The organism is Burkholderia sp. BKH01 (assembly GCF_025685725.1).
Classification (GTDB): Bacteria; Pseudomonadota; Gammaproteobacteria; order Burkholderiales; family Burkholderiaceae; genus Burkholderia; species Burkholderia pyrrocinia_C.
The window spans coordinates 342084-361488 of record NZ_JAOTQT010000004.1 but is presented as its reverse complement, the minus strand read 5'-3'; the positions used below and the strand labels follow the sequence as shown (position 1 = coordinate 361488).

The 19405-nt window shown below is 64.8% G+C and carries 12 protein-coding genes and 2 pseudogenes; 9 read left to right on the top strand and 5 right to left on the bottom strand.

The annotated features are described in order from the left end of the window. Positions 1-373: 373 nt before the first annotated feature. A pseudogene (locus OEJ37_RS09475) lies at positions 374-778 on the bottom strand (transposase); the annotation flags it as partial. Positions 779-1021: 243 nt separating this feature from the next. On the opposite strand from OEJ37_RS09475, the gene OEJ37_RS09470 reads away from it, so the two are divergent. After that, entirely contained in the window at positions 1022-1621 is a 600-nt protein-coding gene (locus tag OEJ37_RS09470; protein WP_263344106.1) for a LysE family translocator, read from the top strand. Between the two features lie 100 nt (positions 1622-1721). On the opposite strand, the pseudogene OEJ37_RS35095 reads toward OEJ37_RS09470, so the two are convergent. Next, a pseudogene (locus OEJ37_RS35095) lies at positions 1722-1829 on the bottom strand (IS5/IS1182 family transposase); the annotation flags it as partial. A gap of 385 nt (positions 1830-2214) precedes the next feature. Here OEJ37_RS35095 and OEJ37_RS09460 point away from each other — a divergent pair. Genes OEJ37_RS09460 through OEJ37_RS09440 form a run of 5 tightly spaced genes read left to right on the top strand, consistent with a single transcriptional unit; the run spans position 2215 to position 8234 of the window. Continuing rightward, positions 2215-2640: a hypothetical protein gene (locus tag OEJ37_RS09460; RefSeq protein WP_263344104.1), complete on the top strand. Its 426-nt coding sequence runs from the start codon at positions 2215-2217 to the stop codon at positions 2638-2640. After that, on the top strand, positions 2637-4253 hold the full coding sequence (locus tag OEJ37_RS09455; RefSeq protein ID WP_174417047.1) for a tryptophan halogenase family protein: 1617 nt from the start codon (positions 2637-2639) through the stop codon (positions 4251-4253). The genes OEJ37_RS09460 and OEJ37_RS09455 overlap by 4 nt, the downstream gene beginning before the upstream one ends. After that, complete coding sequence (locus OEJ37_RS09450) at positions 4253-5338, top strand: monodechloroaminopyrrolnitrin synthase PrnB family protein (RefSeq protein WP_174417048.1); 1086 nt, start codon at positions 4253-4255, stop codon at positions 5336-5338. The genes OEJ37_RS09455 and OEJ37_RS09450 overlap by 1 nt, the downstream gene beginning before the upstream one ends. Before the next feature lie 58 nt (positions 5339-5396). Next, a complete protein-coding gene (locus tag OEJ37_RS09445; RefSeq protein WP_174417238.1) occupies positions 5397-7097 on the top strand; it encodes an NAD(P)/FAD-dependent oxidoreductase in 1701 nt (566 codons plus the stop codon). 24 nt (positions 7098-7121) lie between these two features. Beyond that, positions 7122-8234 carry a Rieske 2Fe-2S domain-containing protein gene (locus OEJ37_RS09440; RefSeq protein ID WP_174417049.1) on the top strand — a complete coding sequence of 371 codons (1113 nt, stop codon included), beginning with the start codon at positions 7122-7124 and terminating at the stop codon, positions 8232-8234. A 272-nt stretch (positions 8235-8506) separates the two neighbouring features. On the opposite strand, the gene OEJ37_RS09435 is transcribed toward OEJ37_RS09440, so the two are convergent. Continuing rightward, entirely contained in the window at positions 8507-12100 is a 3594-nt protein-coding gene (locus tag OEJ37_RS09435) for a YadA family autotransporter adhesin (RefSeq protein WP_174417050.1), read from the bottom strand. A gap of 757 nt (positions 12101-12857) precedes the next feature. Between OEJ37_RS09435 and OEJ37_RS09430 the strand changes: the two genes are divergently transcribed. Continuing rightward, positions 12858-13163, top strand: coding sequence for a hypothetical protein (locus OEJ37_RS09430; protein WP_174417051.1), 306 nt, complete (start codon positions 12858-12860; stop codon positions 13161-13163). An 80-nt stretch (positions 13164-13243) separates the two neighbouring features. Then, positions 13244-14050 (top strand): response regulator, encoded by an 807-nt coding sequence (locus OEJ37_RS09425; RefSeq protein ID WP_152857923.1) that lies wholly within the window; start codon positions 13244-13246, stop codon positions 14048-14050. A 22-nt stretch (positions 14051-14072) separates the two neighbouring features. Here the strand turns inward: OEJ37_RS09425 and OEJ37_RS09420 are convergent, their stop codons facing one another. Together OEJ37_RS09420 and OEJ37_RS09415 are read right to left on the bottom strand one after the other, a co-directional pair. After that, positions 14073-16277, bottom strand: coding sequence for a TonB-dependent siderophore receptor (locus tag OEJ37_RS09420; protein ID WP_174417052.1), 2205 nt, complete (start codon positions 16275-16277; stop codon positions 14073-14075). A 500-nt stretch (positions 16278-16777) separates the two neighbouring features. Further along, on the bottom strand, positions 16778-17803 hold the full coding sequence (locus tag OEJ37_RS09415) for an AraC family transcriptional regulator (RefSeq protein WP_208459205.1): 1026 nt from the start codon (positions 17801-17803) through the stop codon (positions 16778-16780). Positions 17804-18156: 353 nt separating this feature from the next. On the opposite strand from OEJ37_RS09415, the gene OEJ37_RS09410 reads away from it, so the two are divergent. Beyond that, positions 18157-19404 carry a dienelactone hydrolase family protein gene (locus OEJ37_RS09410; RefSeq protein WP_174417054.1) on the top strand — a complete coding sequence of 416 codons (1248 nt, stop codon included), beginning with the start codon at positions 18157-18159 and terminating at the stop codon, positions 19402-19404. The last annotated feature ends 1 nt before the right edge of the window (position 19405 follow it).

The window sequence follows — 19405 nt, the reverse complement described above, 5'->3', positions numbered from 1 at the left end:
CGTGAGTCTCCTTGCGTAATTGACAAGCGCAATCCGGCGCTCCCGGTACGGCTCACCTTCTCTTCCGCTCGTCCGCGGACAATGATTTGCAGTTCGAAACAAGTGACGGCGGGCGCCGTTGCCGGGAACGACACGCTCGCCCTGTCAATACAAGCCGGCGCAATGCCGGGCCGAAATCCGATGCGGCTTACTAACTCGAGTTAGCTGCAAAGCAAAATAAAAGCTCCAGCCCACAATATGCACGTTCATGCTCGATGAAAAGCAACGGCGCAGAATGTTTTCAACCTGGAGCTTCAGCAACTAATGCGTGTTAGTTTAGAACCTTGCATCATCAAGTCAAGATCGACCGACCTAGGGGTTTCCCTAGAGCCTGTTATGAACCTGTATGAATGAAGTCGATGATTTTGGGCAGCGTTAGACAGGCGAAGGCGAGGAAATGGAATCCGGCCAGCGTGTGAGGCAAGCGTTCAGAGTCGCGCGCGAGGCGTCGAAAGCGCGCAGCCCATGCGAAGCTGCGCTGGACCACCCAGCGTCTAGGCAGCAACACGAAACCGCGTTTGGCCCCGGTGTGCTTGACCACCTCCTGCTCAATGCCGGGGCTTTGTGCTGCCTGACGAGCCGCTTCGCCGGTATAGCCCTGATCCACGTACGCAAGCGCCACGCTCTGGCCGGCCATTTTCTCTATCGCATGGGCCAATTGCTCGACCGGTGCGCGATCCTGCTCATTGGCCGGTGTCACATGCAGTGCCAGCAACCGACCCAAAGTATCGACCGCGAGACGGTCACGCTGTTCGTCACGATCGGTGATGACGACGGGGCCGATGCGCTGGAGAACGAATTCGCAGAGGTCCTGAACCCATTCACCGTCTTTAATCGATTTATCACCCGCTACGAATAGCCGCGGGAAAGCCAACACGAGAGACTGGCGAGAGTTTGTGACGCGGCAAGTGGAGGCTTTCACAATTAGCGCTAGCAGTGTTCACAGGCGCGCTAATATGTCCATCGACACCAAGGAAGCAAAATGCCGACATTGCAAGTGATGATGAAGATGGCACTCTACGTTTCGCTGGTCCTGGCCACGCCAGGGCCGACAAATACCCTGCTGCTGTCCTCAGGAATCAAGGTCGGCTTCCGGAAATCGTCGCCTCTCCTGGTTGCGGAGGCATCGGGCTATGGCTTCGCGATATCACTGTGGGGTTTCTTCCTGGCGACATTCGCGGCCACACGGCCGTGGCTTTACGATGTGCTGAAGCTGGGGAGCTCGGCCTACATTTTCTATCTCGCCCTGCAGCTATGGAAAAGCCCACGCTTTGAAGACATCCAGTCGGGTAGCATCGGCTTTCGCGACATGTTCGTCGCGACGACCATGAACCCGAAGGCGTTATTGTTCGCCACTGCGATCTTTCCCCCGCAGGCTTTCGTATCGGTTCCATTCTATCTCTGCTCGATCGCGGTCTTCACGGCGCTCGCCGTGACGATCGGTTCGATGTGGCTTACCATCGGCGGCGTCTTGACGGCGCGCCGGTCTCTGGCCACACATACCGGAACGCTGCTTCGCGGTGCGTCGGTAGTGCTGTTGATGTTCGCGGGCACGCTGGCGTTTTCCGTACTCAACCGCTAGAGCCTGTTATGAACCGTCCGGTGTCGATTGCAATGTGCGGCTGTCCAGGATCACGGCACCGGGTTGCGCTTTGCATCCATCGCACACACGCAACAGTTGGCTCGTGACGGCGTTGTTCACTGCCTTCTCGCACCAGGGCCAGATACGGTACAACGAACGACCATTCTTCGTCGCTTGCATCGCTCGGATAAGGCCTGCGGGTTTTCATCACGACATCTTGTCTTATCAGCGGCAAAGTTCATAACACCCTCTGAACGCGGGGAGCAGGTCAAGACCGCCGAGATGCGCAAGGGTTGACATCTTTGTTTCAGAAATGGTGACGGCCCCATTTCTTTTATATGAATTCAGCCGTTCATTTCGCGTTTTTATACAATAAATTCGTCGGCACGCACGCCCAAAATGAAAAGCAGGATTTCTTTTTTAAAAAAGTAAACAGTTTGCCGGAAAATATTTCATCGATATTTTCCGCATTGAGTATTTCTCTGGATCAATTGAGATTGATATGAAATTTTGCGAGCTGTGCCATCGTGAACACTGCTATGGTGTATCGCAGAGGTTAAGTGCATGGCATGGCAAGCCTCGGGAAACTGACGTTGTCCGAGCATCTCGATGCGCTAATGGCGATTGACGCATCGGCAAGTCAATCTGTTTATGCGACATCCCTTATGCGGTGTGCCACCGATGCGATGGGCGCCTCGCATTGTTCTGTTGTGCTTCTATTTGAATCGAGAAGGAAGCAGCCTCGGATCGAACTCTGGGGATGCAGGGATGTCCGGATATTGCGTGGAGGGACGTCCTCCATTGCCCTGGACGGTGTGCTGTCGTCAGGCGATGGGGCGGTTGGAAAGTCTTTTCACGGAGAGTTGCCGAACTTCGCTGCGATTCACCATGCCTTCCCGGCGTCATTTGTCGCGATGAGCCAGACACGTTTTGACGCGTTACCGGACGAGTTGCGAATTCAGCTCGATCAGGCGGCGCTATCCATTCAGGTTTCAAATCCTATGAGAAGAGCGTCATGAGCAACCCGATCAAGAATATCGTCATCGTGGGCGGCGGCACCGCGGGCTGGATGGCCGCCTCGTACCTCGTCCGGGCGCTCCAGCAGCAGACGAACATTACGCTCATCGAGTCTGCGGCGATCCCCCGAATCGGCGTGGGCGAGGCGACCATCCCGAGTTTGCAGAAGGTGTTCTTCGACTTCCTCGGGATACCGGAGCGGGAGTGGATGCCTCAGGTGAACGGCGCGTTCAAGGCCGCTATCAAGTTCGTGAACTGGAGGAAGTCACCCGAGCGCTCGCGCGACGATCACTTCTACCATTTGTTCGGCAACGTGCCGAACTGCGACGGCGTACCGCTTACCCACTACTGGCTGCGCAAGCGCGAACAGGGCTTCCAGCAGCCGATGGAGTACGCGTGCTACCCGCAGCCCGGGGCGCTCGACGGCAAGCTGGCACCGTGCCTGTCCGACGGCACCCGCCAGATGTCCCACGCGTGGCACTTCGACGCTCACCTGGTGGCCGACTTCCTGAAGCGCTGGGCCGTCGAACGCGGGGTGAACCGCGTGGTCGACGAGGTCGTGGAGGTTCGCCTGAATGATCGTGGCTACATCTCCAGCCTGTCCACCAAGGAGGGGCGCACGCTGGAGGCGGACCTGTTCATCGACTGCTCCGGCATGCGGGGGCTCCTGATCAACCAGGCCCTGAAAGAGCCCTTCATCGACATGTCCGACTACCTGCTGTGCGACAGCGCGGTCGCAAGCGCCGTGCCCAACGCCGACGCGCGCGTGGGGGTCGAGCCGTACACCTCCGCGATCGCCATGAATTCGGGGTGGACCTGGAAGATTCCGATGCTGGGCCGGTTCGGCAGCGGCTACGTCTTCTCGAGCAAGTTCACCTCGCGCGACCAGGCCACCGCCGACTTCCTCAACCTCTGGGGCCTCTCGGACAAGCAGCCGCTCAACCAGATCAAGTTCCGGGTCGGGCGCAACGGGCGGGCGTGGGTCAACAACTGCGTCGCTATCGGGCTGTCGTCGTGCTTTTTGGAGCCCCTGGAATCGACGGGAATCTACTTCATCTACGCGGCGCTTTACCAGCTCGTGAAGCACTTCCCCGATACCTCGTTCGATCCGCGGTTGACCGACGCGTTCAACGCCGAGATCGTCCACATGTTCGACGACTGCCGAGATTTCGTCCAGGCGCACTATTTCACCACGTCGCGCGACGACACGCCGTTCTGGCTCGCGAACCGGCACGACCTGCGGCTCTCGGACGCCATCAAGGAAAAGGTTCAGCGCTACAAGGCGGGGCTGCCGCTGACCACCACGTCGTTCGACGATTCCACGTACTACGAAACGTTTGACTACGAATTCAGGAACTTCTGGTTGAACGGAAACTACTACTGCATCTTTGCCGGCTTGGGCATGCTGCCCGACCGGTCGCTGCCGCTCTTGCGGCACCGACCGGAGTCGATCGACAAGGCCGAGGCGATGTTCGCCCGCATCCGGCGCGAGGCCGAGCGTCTGCGGACGAGCCTGCCGACGAACTACGACTACCTGCGGTCGCTGCGCGAGGGCGACACGGGGCTGTCTCGCAGTCAGCCCGGATCGACGCTCGCGGCGCCGGAAATCCTGTAGTGGAGCGCACCCTGGACCGGGTATGCGCATTCGAGGCCACGCACGCCGCGGTGGCGGCCTGCGATCCGCTGCGGGCGCGGGCACTCGTTCTGCAACTGCCGGGCCTGAACCGTAAAAAGGACGTGCCCGGCATCGTCGGCCTGTTGCGCGAGTTCCTCCCGGCGCGTGGCGTGCCCTCCGGCTGGGGCTTCGTCGAAGCCGCCGCCGCGATGCGGGACATCGGGTTCTTCCTCGGGTCGCTCAAGCGGCACGGACACGAGCCCGCGGACGCGGTGCCCGGGCTCGAGCCGGTGCTGCTCGAGCTGGCGCGTGCGACCGACCTGCCGCCGCGCGAGACACTCCTGCACGTGACGGTCTGGAACCCTGCGGCGGCCGACGCGCAGCGGAGCTACACCGGGCTGCGCGACGAAGCGCATCTGCTCGAGAGCGTGCGCATCTCGATGGCGGCCCTCGAGGCGGCCATCGAGATGACAGTCGAGCTGTACGACGTGCCCCTGCGTTCGCCCGCGTTCGCGCAAGGATGCGACGAGCTGGCAGCCTATCTGCAGAAAATGGTCGAATCGATCGTTTACGCCTACCGCTTCATCTCGCTGCAGGTCTTCTACGACGAGCTCCGCCCGTACTACGAACCGATTCGAATCGGGGGCCGGAGCTACCTCGGCCCCGGTGCCGTGGAAATGCCCCTCTTCGTGCTGGAGCACGTGCTGTGGGGCTCGCAATCGGACCACCAAGCTTATCGAGAATTCAAAGAGACGTACCTGCCCTACGTGCTTCCCGCGTTCAGGGCGGTCTACGCCCGGTTCGCCGGGGAGCCGGCGCTCGTCGACCGCGTGCTCGACGAAGTGCAAGCGGCCGGCGCGCGGGGCGAGCCCATCGTGGCCGGACTGGCGGCCCTCGACCGCGTTTTCGAGATCCTGCTGCGCTTCCGCGCGCCTCACCTCAAGTTGGCGGAGCGGGCGTACGAAGTCGGGCGAAGCGGCCCCACGATCGGCAGCGGCGGGTACGCGCCCAGCATGCTCGGCGATCTACTCACGCTCACGCGTGCCGCGCGGTCCCGCCTTCGCGCCGCGCTCGACGAGCCCTGAGACCTGACGCCCGACGCGTGCGGCGATGTGTTCCATCTCACAAGGAGAGTGTGCCCCCATGACTCAGAACAGCCCCGCGAACGGGCGCGACAGCAACCACTTCGACGTGATCATTCTCGGCTCGGGCATGTCCGGCACCCAGATGGGGGCCATCCTGGCCAATCAACAGTTTCGCGTGCTGATCATCGAGGAGTCGTCGCACCCGCGGTTCACGATCGGCGAATCGTCGATCCCCGAGACGTCTCTCATGAACCGCATCATCGCCGATCGCTACGGCATTCCGGAGCTCGACCGCATCACGTCGTTCTACTCGACGCAGCGTTACGTCGCGTCGAGCACGGGCATCAAGCGCAACTTCGGCTTCGTGTTCCACAAGCCCGGCCAGGAGCACGACCCGAAGGAGTTCACGCAGTGCGTCATTCCCGAGCTGCCGTGGGGTCCGGAGAGCCATTATTACCGGCAAGACGTCGACGCCTACCTGTTGCAAGCCGCCATCAAATACGGCTGCACGGTCCGCCAGAAGACGAACGTGACCGAATACCACGCCGACAAAGACGGCGTCGCGGTGACCACCGCCCAGGGCGAACGGTTCACCGGCCGGTACATGATCGACTGCGGAGGACCCCGCGCGCCGCTCGCGACCAAGTTCAAGCTCCGCGAAGAGCCGTGTCGCTTCAAGACGCACTCGCGCAGCCTCTACACGCACATGCTCGGGGTCAAGCCGTTCGACGACATCTTCAAGGTCAAGGGGCAGCGCTGGCGCTGGCACGAGGGGACCTTGCACCACATGTTCGCGGGCGGCTGGCTCTGGGTGATTCCGTTCAACAACCACCCGCGGTCGACCAACAACCTGGTGAGCGTCGGCCTGCAGCTCGACCCGCGTGTCTACCCGAAAACGGACATCTCCGCGCAGCAGGAATTCGACGAGTTCCTCGCGCGGTTCCCGAGCATCGGGGCGCAGTTCCGGGACGCCGTGCCGGTGCGCGACTGGGTCAAGACCGACCGCCTGCAATTCTCGTCGAACGCCTGCGTCGGCGACCGCTACTGCCTGATGCTGCACGCGAACGGGTTCATCGATCCACTCTTCTCCCGGGGGCTCGAGAACACCGCGGTGACCATCCACGCGCTCGCGGCGCGCCTCATCAAGGCGCTGCGCGACGACGACTTCTCCCCCGAGCGCTTCGAGTACATCGAGCGCCTGCAGCAGAAGCTTCTGGACCACAACGACGACTTCGTCAGCTGCTGCTACACGGCGTTCTCGGACTTCCGCCTGTGGGACGCGTTCCACAGGCTGTGGGCGGTCGGCACGATCCTCGGGCAGTTCCGGCTCGTGCAAGCCCACGCGAGGTTCCGCGCGTCGCGTGACGAGGGCGACCTCGATCACCTCGACGACAACCCCCCGTACCTCGGGTACCTGTGCGCGGACATGGAGGGGTACTACCAGTTGTTCAACGACGCCAAAGCCGAGGTCGAGGCGGTGAGCGCCGGGCGCAAGCCGGCCGACGAGGCCGCGGCGCGGATTCACGCCCTCATCGACGAACGAGACTTCGCCAGGCCGATGTTCGGCTTCGGGTACTGCATCACCGGGGCCAAGCCGCAGCTCAACAACTCGAAGTACAGCCTGCTGCCGGCGATGAAGCTGATGCACTGGACGCAAACCAGCGCGCCGGCAGAGGTGAAAAAGTACTTCGACTACAACCCGATGTTCGCGCTGCTCAAGGCGTACATCACGACCCGCATCGGCCTGGCGCTGAAGTAGCCGGCCGACACCGACACGAAAACGATGAACGACGTTCAATTGGATCAAGCGGTCGCCAGGGAGCATCCCACGGAGGCGTACGACGCAACCACGCGCCTGGCCGCGAGCTGGTACGTCGCGATGCGCTCGGACGACCTCAAGGACAAGCCGACGGAGTTGACGCTCTTCGGCCGTCCGTACGTGGCGTGGCGTGGCGCGACGGGGCGGGCCGTGGTGATGGATCGCCACTGCTCGCACCTCGGCGCGAACCTGGCCGACGGGCGGGTCAAGGACGGGTGCATCCAGTGCCCGTTTCACCACTGGCGGTACGACGAGCAGGGCCAGTGCGTTCACGTTCCCGGCCACAGCCCGGCGGTGCTCCGGCTGGAGCCCGTCCCGCGCGGGGCGCGCCAGCCGACGTTGGTCACCGCCGAGCGATACGGCTACGTGTGGTTCTGGTACGGCTCACCGCAGCCGCTGCACCCGCTGCCCGAAATCGCCGCGGCCGATGTCGACAACGGCGACTTCATGCACCTGCACTTCGCGTTCGAGACGACGACGGCGGTCTTGCGGATCGTCGAGAACTTCTACGACGCGCAGCACGCGACCCCCGTGCACGCGCTCCCGATCTCCGCCTTCGAGCTCAAGCTCTTCGACGATTGGCGCCAGTGGCCGGAGGTCGAGTCGCTGGCCCGGGCGGGCGCGTGGTTCGGTGCCGGGATCGACTTCACCGTGGACCGGTACTTCGGGCCCCTCGGCATGCTGTCGCGCGCGCTCGGCCTGAACATGTCGCAGATGAACCTGCACTTCGATGGCTACCCCGGCGGGTGCGTCATGACCGTCGCCCTGGACGGAGACTTCAAATACAAGCTGCTCCAGTGTGTGACGCCGGTGAGCGACGGCAAAAACGTCATGCACATGCTCATCTCGATCAAGAAGGTGGGCGGCGCCCTGCGCCGCGCGACCGACTACGTGCTGTTCGGGTTGCAGACCAGACAGGCCGCGGGGTACGACGTCAAGATCTGGAACGGGATGAAGCCGGACGGCGGCGGCGCGTACAGCAGGTACGACAAGCTCGTGCTCAAGTACCGTGCGTTCTACCGGGGCTGGGTCGACCGCGTCGCCGAGACGACCGCTCGACCGCGCCGCCGCGAGTGAGCGGCGATGCGTGATACAGGTTCATAACAGGCTCCAGGCCCGGCCGTTTTGCCCCGTCGGCGCTTGCCGCCCCTGGCCAGACCGTTGTCCAGAACACGGGGCGACATCGAAAGGCTTCCGGCCTCGCAGCACGTGGTACACGATCTTCGCAACGTGTCGAACCTCGATGACCCGGGGTCAACCGACAGACCCCGGGCCAAGGATTTCCCGCTGTACCCGGCATCACCACCATTGCCCGGCACCACCGGTTGCTCCACGCTGCGCGAACTACATCAGAACTGATACCCCGCGCCCACCACCGCGCCGAAGTCCGACCGGCTGTTGCCCGTCACCGACGCCTTGACGACCCAGCGGTTGCTCTCCGTCACGTACGAGTAACCGGCGGCAAAACCCTGCTGGCCGTGATAGTTCGAAGTCGCCGCCGACACCATCGAGCGACCCGCGCCCGTCGGCTGCGGCAGGCCGGCCACCGCCATCGCCGATGCGACGCCGCCGTACATGTCCTTCTTCAGGTCGTTGAACGAGTTGTACACCTGCCCGATGCGCTGGTCGGTGTAGCTCTTCGCCTGCGTCGAAGCGGCCGTGAGGTTGTCGTTCAGTTGCTGCACGTTCACCGCGTCGGTCGGCGCCGTCCCGGCCGCGACGTTCGTGATCTGGCGCTCGCTGCCCTTCGCGCCGACCGAGAACGAATTGTCGCGATCGGCGACGGAACCCTGGCCGACCGCCACCGCGTTCTTGCCGGTCGCGGTTGCCGTCGATCCGATCGAACCCGCATCGGCACGCGCGATCCACGTCGTGTTCGCATCGGTTACCGCCGTGCGGATCCTGTCGTTGGCCGCCACGGTCTTCATCGCGTTGTTGAACTGGCCGACGTTGACCGCATCGTTGTCGTTCACGCCCGCCGCGACGCCGGTCAGCACGCGGTCGCCCGCCGTGCCGGAGAAGTTCACGCTGGTGCCGCCCGTGCCCTTCCCGACCGTGATCGCGCCGTTCGGATCCTGCTGCTGCACGAGGCCGGCCTTGCCGTTCGCGATGTTGGTCACGTTCCCCTGCAGGTTCGAGATGTCGGTCGTGTTCTTTGACACCTGCTGGTTGGTCGCGTTGAGCTGCGAGCCGTTTACCGCGTCCGTGCTGGTTGCGCTGAGCGTGCCTGCCTGCACGTTCGTGATGCGCGTGCCGCCGGCGCCGCCGAGCGTGATCGTGCTCTTCGAACTGTCGTCGTACTGCACCGCGAGCGCGCCGAGCTGGTTGAGGCTCGACTGCACGCCCTTCAGTTGCTTCACGTTCACCGCGTCGGTATCGCTGGTGCCTGCCGCAACGTTCTTCAGCACGACCGCCGAATTCGCGTCGCCGCCGACGAGCGACACCGAATTCAGCCGGTTGCCGTTCGTGTCGACGTCATACTTGACGACGTTCTTCACGGCTTCGCCGGTCTGGTTCGACACCTGCGTGATCTGCTGTTCGAGATCGGATTTCACGCCCGACAGCTGGCCGCCGTTCACCGCGTCGGTGCTGCCCGCGGCGACGTTGCCGTCGGCCACGTTCGTCAGCTTGGTCGGGACACTGGCGCGCGCCGCGCTGTAGGCGCCTAGTTTCGGGTCGAACTGCAGCGCGTCCTGCTGCAGCCCGGCGATCGCGGCCGTATTGCCGGCGATGTTCGTTTCGGCATTGCCGAGGCGCGTTTCGTGATTCTCGAGCGTCGTCGTGTTGCTGCCGACGCGGCCGTCGAGGTTCGTCAGCGCGTCGCCGACGTTGTTGAACGAGCCGCCGCCCACTTTGTAGGCCGGCGCGCTGATCGAGCCGTCCGGGTTCGCCGTTGCGCCGCCGCCGAGCGCGGCCGCGGTGCCGTCGGTCGCGCGGCGCAACTGCGCGCCGTTCACCGCGTCCGTGCTGCCGGACGCCACGTTGCCTTCCGCGACGTTGGTCACGCGCACCGGGCTCCCGCCGTTGCCCGCGCCGAGCGAAACCTGCCGCTTGCTCGCATCGTCGTACTTCACGGCCAGCGCATCGAGCTGGCTCGTGCCGTCGTGAATCGCCGCGGTCAACTGATCGACGTTGACCGCGTCGGTTCCGTTCTTGCCGGCCGCGACGTTGCTGATCAGTTGCGGGCCATTGCCGCCATGGCTTGCATCGTAGGCGCCGAGGCCCGCGTTCCACTGGAGCGCATCCTGCTGAAGCGCGGCGATGTTGCCGGTATTCGTCGTCACCTGGTTGCCGAGCGTCGTGATCGACTGATTGAGCGTGTCGGTCGCCTTGCCGAGCTGGCCGACGTTCACGGCATCGCCCGCGGCAATGCCGTCCGCGACGTTGTGCAGGCCGACCGGCGCCTGCGCGCCGCTGCCGCCGAGCGTGACGCCGCCGTGCGCATCATCGTCGTACTGCACCGCGTTCTTCGTCGCGGCGCCGATCTGGCTGGTGATCGACGTGCTCAGGTTGCCGAGCGTCGTGCTGAGGTTGTTCGTCACGCTCGTGCTGAGCGACGCGAGGCCGCCGTTCAGTTGTCCGACGTTGACGGCATCGTGCACATCCTTGCCGTCCGCGACGTTGTGCAGCGTGGTGCCGTTGGTGCCGGCGAACGTCACCGAATCGAACCCGCTCGCGCCGTCGTACTTCACGTTGCGCGCGTCGGCCGCCTGCAGGTTGCCGATGTTCGAGGCCGCCGTGCTCAGCGACGTGTTGATGCCGGAGACGCTGTTCTGCAGGTTCGTGATGTTCGAAGCCGCCGTCGAAATGGACGTTTGCAGCGGCGCGACGCTACCCTTCAACTGGCCGACGTTCACCGCGTCGGTATCGGCCACGCCGGCCGCGACGCCGCCGATCGTGGTGCCGTTGCTGCCGTCGAGCGCGATCGCCGCATGCGAATCGTCGGTGTATTTCACGACGTTCTGCGTTGCCGACACGATGCTCGTGCTGAGGCTGTTGCCCACATTGGTCACACGCTGGTCGACGTTCGTGATCGACGTCGACAACGAATTGCCGACCGACGTTACACGCGCATCGACGTTGCCGATGCCCGTGCTGAGCGTGCTGTTCACGTTCTTCAGCTGCTGGACGTTGACGGCATCCGTATCGGCCGCGCCCGCCGCGACGTTCTTGAGCTGGCGTTCGCTGCCGAGCGCGCCGAACGACACCGCGCCGCCGACCGGCGCGGCCGTGCCGCCGAATACCGGCGTGCCGCCGTTGTTCGCGCCGACGCTGCCCGAGCCGATCGCGACCTGGTTGTTGTCGTTCGTCTGCGCGCCCGCGCCGATCGCCACGGATTGCGTGCCGCCGGCGCGCGTCTGCGTCGCCGCGTCGTACGCGGCGCCGTTCGATACGCCGTCGCTCGACGTCGGATTCGCGCCGCCGATCGCAATCGAGCGATCGCCGCTCGCCAGCGCCGAGTGGCCGAGCGCGATCGAGCTCGTGCCGTGCGCATCCGCGACGTTGCCGAGCGCCATCGAGAAATCGCCGACCGCGGCCGACTGGCGGCCGACCGCGAGCGACGTATTGCCTTGCGCGACCGCCACCGTGCCGATCGCCATGGCCGAGTTCGCCAGCGCCTGCGAGCCGACCCCGATCGCAATCGCGCCGCCGCTGCTGCTGCCGCCCTTGCTGCTTGCATTCGACTGGTCGCCGATCGCGATACCGCTGGTGCCGGCCTTGGCATTCGTTCCCATCGTCACGTTTGCGGTGCTCACCGCCACGTAGCTCCCGCTCTTCGTTGCCACGCAGAGCGGGTTCGTCCCGTCGATGCACTGGCCGTTCAGCGCGTTGTCCGGATTGCCGCGGTCAACGAAATTGTCCGCGTGCGCGACTCCCGCGATCAGCACACCTGCACCCGTGAACATGGCGGCGGCAAGCGCCGAAATCTGATTCCTCTTCATGCTGTTCTGCTCCGTTTTGTAGCGTCTGGTTTGAATACGGACTACTTACTTTTATTGACAGCTTCGACTTCGACTGCGATTGCGACTTCGGTGCGGAACCTGCTCGCGATGCCCGGCCCGGCCGTGTCGGACGCGACACGCACCGACCGCGCAAATCGACAGGGCGTTCGAGAGCCCGGGCACGCCGTCTCTTTTCGGCCCGTTCCGTTAATTCGTTACCTACATTAGGAATACGTATCGTTATTCATGGACGAGTTCACCCCCGACTGAATCAGAAGATTCAACCCGTCTTTATAACTACCCCGAATCCAACGTCGCGCCGACCGCGACCCACTTCATCTCTTTTATTTCATCTCCGGCAGCCGGATTTCCGTTTCGATGCCCAGGACATTCGCTTAGGCATGCATCAACTGATGCTTCGGACTCGAATCGCGCAACGTCCGTCGCGGTTCGCGGAGCCTTCGGTTGTTCTGGGCTATCCGTCGCTCAAAGTTCGGACGAATTATGAGACACGATCGATGATTATCAAAGGCGACATTGTTTATAGATTGCAAAATCCAATATATTCAATGAGTTACTTAAAATATTGCCAGATCGCAAACGATTGCGCTTTGCCGAGATTAATCGAAATGTTTTTTGAGGCGGATAAATGCTTTGCCGAAGCGGATTCAAATTAAATGCAATCCAGCAAGTCGCGGCATGAGAATCGGCGCGACTGCGCGATTACGTGCCGGACACACGCGGAATTCGCGGATTCTTGACGAACATCGACGCAGCGAAACTGCCAGCGCAAATCGCGGCCATCCTGAAAATGCGTAAAACAACATGGCGCAAATATCGACAACCCATCTGGCGGGATTCGAAATATGCTCCTACAATTCCGCTCGCATCGATACCGGTAGCCGCGCCCATTCACGACGCGACCACGGCAATCGTCCGCGCCTTTACCGGCTCAGCGATCAAAACAACGAACGCCGGCTATTGCGCCGGCCGGTTGCCTGCCGCGCAGCCCGGCCCGATCCGAATATCGATGCAAGCGTGCGATGCGTTTGCGTCGTCATAGAGCGGCTTCCGACGATTCTCCCGAACCGGGCAGGCCACCCGCGGGATCGCAGCCAGCCGCCTTTCCAGAACAGGTGCACGATGCCTCCATCGATCTCCGCATTGAGCGACGCCCATCTCCTGATCGTCGACGATCAACCCGACCAGCTGCGTTTGCTGATCGACATCCTGCGCGGCACGGGCTGCCGGATCAGCATCGCATCCGACGGCGCGCAGGCGTGCCAGCGCGCGCAGGCGCTGATGCCCGACGTGATCCTGATGGATGTCCGCATGCCGCGCATGGACGGTTTCACCGCGTGCCGGCTGCTGGCCGCCGATCCGCTGACGAGCGCGATCCCGGTCATCTTCCTGACCGTGGCCGGCGAACTGCACGAACGCCTCGAGGGGCTCGAGATCGGCGGCGTCGACTATGTGGTGAAACCGTTCGAGCCGGCCGAAGTGCTCGCGCGGATTCGCGTGCAGCTCGCGCGGACGAAGCGCGAACGGCCGTCGGACACGGAAAACCCGTTCGCGTCCGGCCAGGACGACGACATCATCGTGCGCGCGGCCATTCGGCACCTGTCGCGGACCTTGAACGATCCGCCGACGGTCGAGCAACTGGCGCGCGCGGTCGGCACGCATGAAAAGCGGCTGTCGCGCGCGTTTCGCGACAATCTCGGCCAGACGGTGTTCGAATATCTGCGGCACGAGCGGCTGCGGATCGCGCAGGATCTGCTCGATTCGACGTCGCTCAGCATCGCCAGCATTGCGAAGGAAATCGGCTTTTCCACACCGGCGAATTTCGCGACCGCGTTCCGCGAACGTTTCGGCATCACACCGACCGAATGGCGGCGCCAGCGCCACGCGGGCCGGCGCACCGCGACCCGCGAACCGCAACGCGGTGCGTAGGCCGGGAGCGGCGCGAGCGCGGTTACCAGTTGTATTTCGCGCTGGCCAGCACGGTCCGCTCGTTGCCGAACACGCACACCGTGTACGACGTGCAGCCTGCGACGTAACGCCGGTCGAACAGGTTCGCGACGTTCAGCGCGAACTGCCAGTGGCGCATCTCGTAGTGCATCGCCAGGTCGTACAGCGTCGTGCTCGGCACCGTCAGCGAGTTGTCGGGCGCGCCGGCCGATGCGCTCTGGTAGCGCACGCCGGCGCCGATCCCGAGGCCCGCGAGCGCACCCGTATGCCAGGTCCAGTCGGCCCACATCGACGCCATCTGCCGCGGCAGCGGCACGGACACCGGCCAATTGTTCAGCGACGCGTCGTTCGCCTGCACGTTCTTGACGTCCTGATACACATACGACGCGACCACCGACAGCTCGCGGGTCACCTTGCCGACCGCGCTCAGCTCGATGCCGCGCGAGCGCACCTTGCCGGTCTGCACGGACGTCGTGCCGGTGGGGTCGAGATTCACCGGCGTCGGGGTCACGACGTTGGTCTGGTCGATCTGGTAAATGGCCGCGTTCAGCATCAGGTTCCGGCCGGCCGGTTGCCAGCGCAGCCCGGCTTCCGTCTGCGTGCCGCGCGTCGGCTTCGGCAAACCGCCGCCAGCCATCCGCACGCCGATGACCGGATCGAACGACGTCGAATAACCCACGTACGGCGACAGCCCCGCATCGCCCCGATAGGTGAGCCCGACGCGCCCGGAGAACGCACTGACGTCCTGCCGCGTTTGCGTGCCGGCCGTCCGGTCGTCGAACCGCGCATTCACGCGGTCCTCGCGGCCGCCGAGCGTCAGCGTCCAGCGCTGCCAGCGGATCTGGTCCTGCGCGTACGCGCCGACCGCGTTCATCGCCGTGTACTGGTCGACGTGGCCGAGCGACGTCGGGCCGGAGAAGATCGCGGCCGTCACGGGCCGATAGACGGGGTGGTACAGGTTCAGCGACGGCGCCAGCGCGAGCCACACGCTGTTGGTGGTCGTCTGCCGGTCGAACTGCAGGCCGAGCAGCAGCGTGTGTTCGAGCGGCCCCGTGCCGAAGCGCGCCTGCGCGTGGTTGTCGATATCGAGCCGGCTGTAGTTGAGCTGGAACAGCCCCGCGAAACGCATCATGTTGGTCGTGCTGCGGGGCGCCAGGCCGATGCCGAACACCGTCGCGTCGTCGAGCGACAGGTGCGACCAGCGCACGTCCTGGTGCAGCGTCCAGATCGCATTCACGCGGTGCTCCAGCGCGTAGCCGAGCGACCATTGCTTCTTGCGGTAGTCGTTGAACGACGGGTCGCCCATGTAGATGTCCTGCGACAAGCGGCCGTTCGGGTTCGGCAGCACCGTGCCCGACGCGGGCAGGAAGTTCGACGAGATGTCGCCGCTGTCCTGCAGGAACGACGCGGACAACGTCAGCGACGTGTCAGCGTTCGGCCGCCATCGGAACGACGGCGCCAGCGCGACGCGCCGGTCGCCGTTCGGGCCGGTCACCGCATTGCCGTCGCGCGCAACGCCGACGAAGCGATACGCATACCGGCCGTCCGGGTCGATCCGGTCGCCGACGTCGAGCATGAACTGCTTGCGCGCATCGTTGCCGATCTGCACGCCGGCTTCGCGCACGCGCTCGCCGTCGGCGAGTTTCGTGTGCGCATCCACGATCGCGCCGGGCTCGCCCGCGCCGTACAGCACCGACGTCGGCCCGCGCAGCACCGCGATCGAGTCGATCGTGTACGGGTCGACGCGCCAGTTCGCGATGACGGCCGTATTCGGCGCCGGCATGCCGTCGACGTACAGCGTCGGCGTGAAGCCGCGCAGCGCCGCATACCAGTCGGTCCGGCTGTCGGCGCCGAACGTCGCGAAACCCGGCACGTAGCGCAGCGCCTGGTTCAGGTCGGCCGCGCCGGTCATCTCGATCTGTTGCGCGGTCACGATGTTGGTCGTCTGCGGGATCTCGGCCACCGGCGTGTCGGTCTTCGTGCCGACGCTGGTGCGTAGCCCGACGAGCCCGACGGACGATCCGCCGGCCGTTCCGCCGGCCGTTCCTTTCACGTCGATCGGCGGCAGCACGGTCGCCGCCATTCCGGCCTGCGGCGCCGCCGCCGAGTTCGACGCCTGCGCGTGCGCGCCGCCCGCTGCGGCCACGCACAACGCTCCCCCGGCAGCGATCGCCCATGCGCGTCGCACCGCCCCTGTCTCCGTCAACATTGTTTCAATACTCCGTCGTGCTGTCTCGGCCCGTTCGGCCCCGGCGACGAGCGGTGCGTCGCCGGCGGCCGTCCTGTGTTGTCTTGATGGTCGTGCTGGTGATGTCGGTCGCGCGCGAGTCGGCCTGCACTGGCCGGCACTGGCCGATGGCGCCCTTCGCGAGCGCAGCGATCATACCGGTCGAACGTGGCGCGGTCTTTAAAAAAAATGCGCTTCCGGGCGAGTCACGGGTTCGACGCGTGGGGGCAGGCGAGGAAACGCCGACGCGTGACGGATCGTCCGCCGTTCGGCAGCGGGCCGACGCAACGGATACCGGCCTCGGTCGCGCAGGCTGCGCTAAAGCGGTGAAGGGAGAAGGTTCGGGGGCCGACCGCGCTGCATCGCGTTCTGGCGGTCGTGCCGGCCGGCTGCGCACCGTGCCGGGGGCAACTTGTCGTCAGGCGACCCGGTAACGTCCGGGGAGCCGCACGGCGCGTGCGCGCCGGCGGCTCACTACGGGTTCAATTCCGCACGCGCCGCAACCTGAGCGTCGCCGACGGCGACTCGCCGAACGCCCGCTTGTATTCGATCGCGAAGCGCCCGAGGTGCGCGAATCCCCATTTCAGCGCGATGTCGGTGACCGACGCGAGCCCCGGCGTGTCGTCGGCCAGCAGCGCCTCGCGCACATGTTGCAGCCGCAACTGCCGCACGAAGCCCATCGGCGTGATCCCGTGGCGATTGCGGAAACCGGCGAACAGCGTGCTCGGGCTGACACCGGCGAGCTCGGCGAGCCGTTCGATCGTCAGCGGCTCGTCGAGATGCGCACGGATGTATTCCTCGACGCGACGCACATAGAACGGCGCAAGCGCCATCGGCAGGTGCCGCGTGCCGTTGCGCGCGCTGTTCGGCTGGCCGTGCAGCAGCAGGTTGAGCAACGTCGATTCGAGCTGCTCGAACGCGAGCGGGTGACGCAGCGGATGCGCATCCGTCGCGATCGCACCGGCGAGGATCGGCAGCATCTGGGCCAGACACGTCCCCTGCTGGGACGACAGGCTGAATTCCGGTTCGAATTCGACCGGCGCGCGCCGATCGTCGCCGAAATGCCGCTGCGCGTGGCGCTCCATCACCTCGCGCTCGATGCGCAGGATGACTTGCGGGCATGCATCGCCCCACCGCATCTTGAGCGGCAGCGTCGGCGAGATCAGCGACGCGGTGCCCGGCGACGACACGAAGCGCGTCGAGCCGCACTCGATCTCGGCGTCGCCGCGCAGCGGAATCTGCAACAGGAAGAAGTGTTCGAGCGGCCCCGGCTCGATGCTGACGCCGCCGCCGTAATCGAGCAGGTTCAACGACAGGTTGCCCCAGCGCGCATGGTGCATGCAGCTGTGCAACGCGCGCGACTGGCCGATCGGCGTGAGCCGGTGCGGCTTGAACACATCGGCGACGCGTGCGCGCACCTCGTCGACATCGTCCGACTGCAGCATCAGGTTGTCGTGATTGAAACAGGCGGCGTCGGCAAGCCAGCCGGTTTCGCAAATTTGCGCCATCGAAGTTCTCCCGTCATGCTCGATCGCACTCGCGCCGTGCATGCGTTCCCGGTATTGGGGAATCCCGCTGCACGATCCGGATAGCGCCCGGAGTATCCGGACAGTCCGGCCATCCGAACCCGCAAGTCCCGCGCAAACGACGCAAGAATCGGACCGTTCGCGCATCGTAGAAAACTGTGCGGGGCTTCCGTATCCGCACATACCCGCAGTCGGCCGCGCGCCGGCCCTGGCGCGGCGGCCGGATCGTCAGGTTTCCGGAGTTCGCGGATACCGGCCGAAGAAAGCGGATAGAAGCGCGCGTTTCGTCCGCCAATACTGGGCCCGTCACGGAAACAAACAGCATGGAGGGACACATGAAAGGACGTTACATCGAGATTCCGTCGCCGGACGGCGGGACGTTTCGCGCATACCTGAGCACGCCGGCCGGCGGCACGGGGCCGGGCATCGTGCTGTGCCACGAGATCTTCGGCGCGAACGCGACCATGCGGGAAACCGCCGACTACTACGCGGAGGAAGGTTACGCGGTGCTCGTGCCCGACCTGTTCTGGCGCCAGTCGCCGGGGATCGAGCTCGGCGATTCCCCTGCCGATTTCGAGCGCGCGATGGCGCTTTATCGCGAGTACGACGAGAACAAGGGCGTCGAGGACGTCGGCGCCGCGCTGCGCGTGCTCACGCAACGGCCGGAATGCACGGGCGAAGCCGGCGTGCTCGGCTACTGCCTCGGCGGCAAGCTCGCGTATCTCGCCGCATGCCGGCTGCCGGGCGTGGCGGCCGCGGTCAGCTACTACGGCGTCGGCATCGAGCACGCGCTGGACGAGGCCGTGCACCAGCGCGGGCGGCTCGTGCTGCAGATCGCGGCGCAGGACCGCTTCTGCCCGCCCGACGCGCAGCAGCGCATCGCCGAAGCGCTGTCGGGGCGCGAAGGCGTCGAGGTGTATGTCTATCCGGGTGTCGATCACGCGTTCGCCCGCATCGGCGGCGACCATTTCGACAAGGCCGCCGCGATCATGGCGCATCAGCGCTCGATCGCCGCGTTCCGCGCCGCGCTCGGGCCGCACTACGACCTCTCCTCGCTGTGGGAAGCGCATCTCCTGCACGAGTTCGACACGCGCAACGTCGACTCGACGATGGCCACGATGGTGGCCGAGCCGTACGTCAACCATATTCCGACGCTGACGGGCGGTGTCGGCTACGACGAGCTCAAGCGTTTCTACACGCATCACTTCGTGCATGCGAATCCGCCCGACACCACGATCACGCCGATCTCGCGCACGATCGGCGCGAGCCAGATCGTCGACGAACTGCTGTTCTGCTTCACGCACACCACCGAGATCGACTGGATGCTGCCGGGTGTCGCGCCGACCGGCAGGCGCGTCGAGATCCCGCTCGTCGCGATCGTGAAGTTTCGCGGCGACAAGCTCTATCACGAACACATCTACTGGGATCAGGCGAGCGTGCTCGTGCAGATCGGCCTGCTCGATCCGGCCGGCCTGCCGGTCGCGGGCGTCGAAACGGCGCGCAAGCTGCTCGACGAAACCGTGCCGTCCAACGGCCTGATGCGCCGCTGGCAGGACAGCGAACCATCGCCGGACGCGCATTGAC

What these genes read in the sequence shown, in the direction of transcription:
- OEJ37_RS09470 (WP_263344106.1), top strand. Translation starts at nt 1,022, where the DNA reads ATGCCGACATTGCAAGTGATGATGAAGATGGCACTCTACGTTTCGCTG.
- OEJ37_RS09445 (WP_174417238.1), top strand. Translation starts at nt 5,397, where the DNA reads ATGACTCAGAACAGCCCCGCGAACGGGCGCGACAGCAACCACTTCGAC.
- OEJ37_RS09455 (WP_174417047.1), top strand. Translation starts at nt 2,637, where the DNA reads ATGAGCAACCCGATCAAGAATATCGTCATCGTGGGCGGCGGCACCGCG.
- OEJ37_RS09440 (WP_174417049.1), top strand. Translation starts at nt 7,122, where the DNA reads ATGAACGACGTTCAATTGGATCAAGCGGTCGCCAGGGAGCATCCCACG.
- OEJ37_RS09425 (WP_152857923.1), top strand. Translation starts at nt 13,244, where the DNA reads ATGCCTCCATCGATCTCCGCATTGAGCGACGCCCATCTCCTGATCGTC.
- OEJ37_RS09415 (WP_208459205.1), bottom strand. Translation starts at nt 17,803, where the DNA reads ATGGCGCAAATTTGCGAAACCGGCTGGCTTGCCGACGCCGCCTGTTTC.
- OEJ37_RS09410 (WP_174417054.1), top strand. Translation starts at nt 18,157, where the DNA reads ATGAAAGGACGTTACATCGAGATTCCGTCGCCGGACGGCGGGACGTTT.
- OEJ37_RS09420 (WP_174417052.1), bottom strand. Translation starts at nt 16,277, where the DNA reads ATGTTGACGGAGACAGGGGCGGTGCGACGCGCATGGGCGATCGCTGCC.
- OEJ37_RS09435 (WP_174417050.1), bottom strand. Translation starts at nt 12,100, where the DNA reads ATGAAGAGGAATCAGATTTCGGCGCTTGCCGCCGCCATGTTCACGGGT.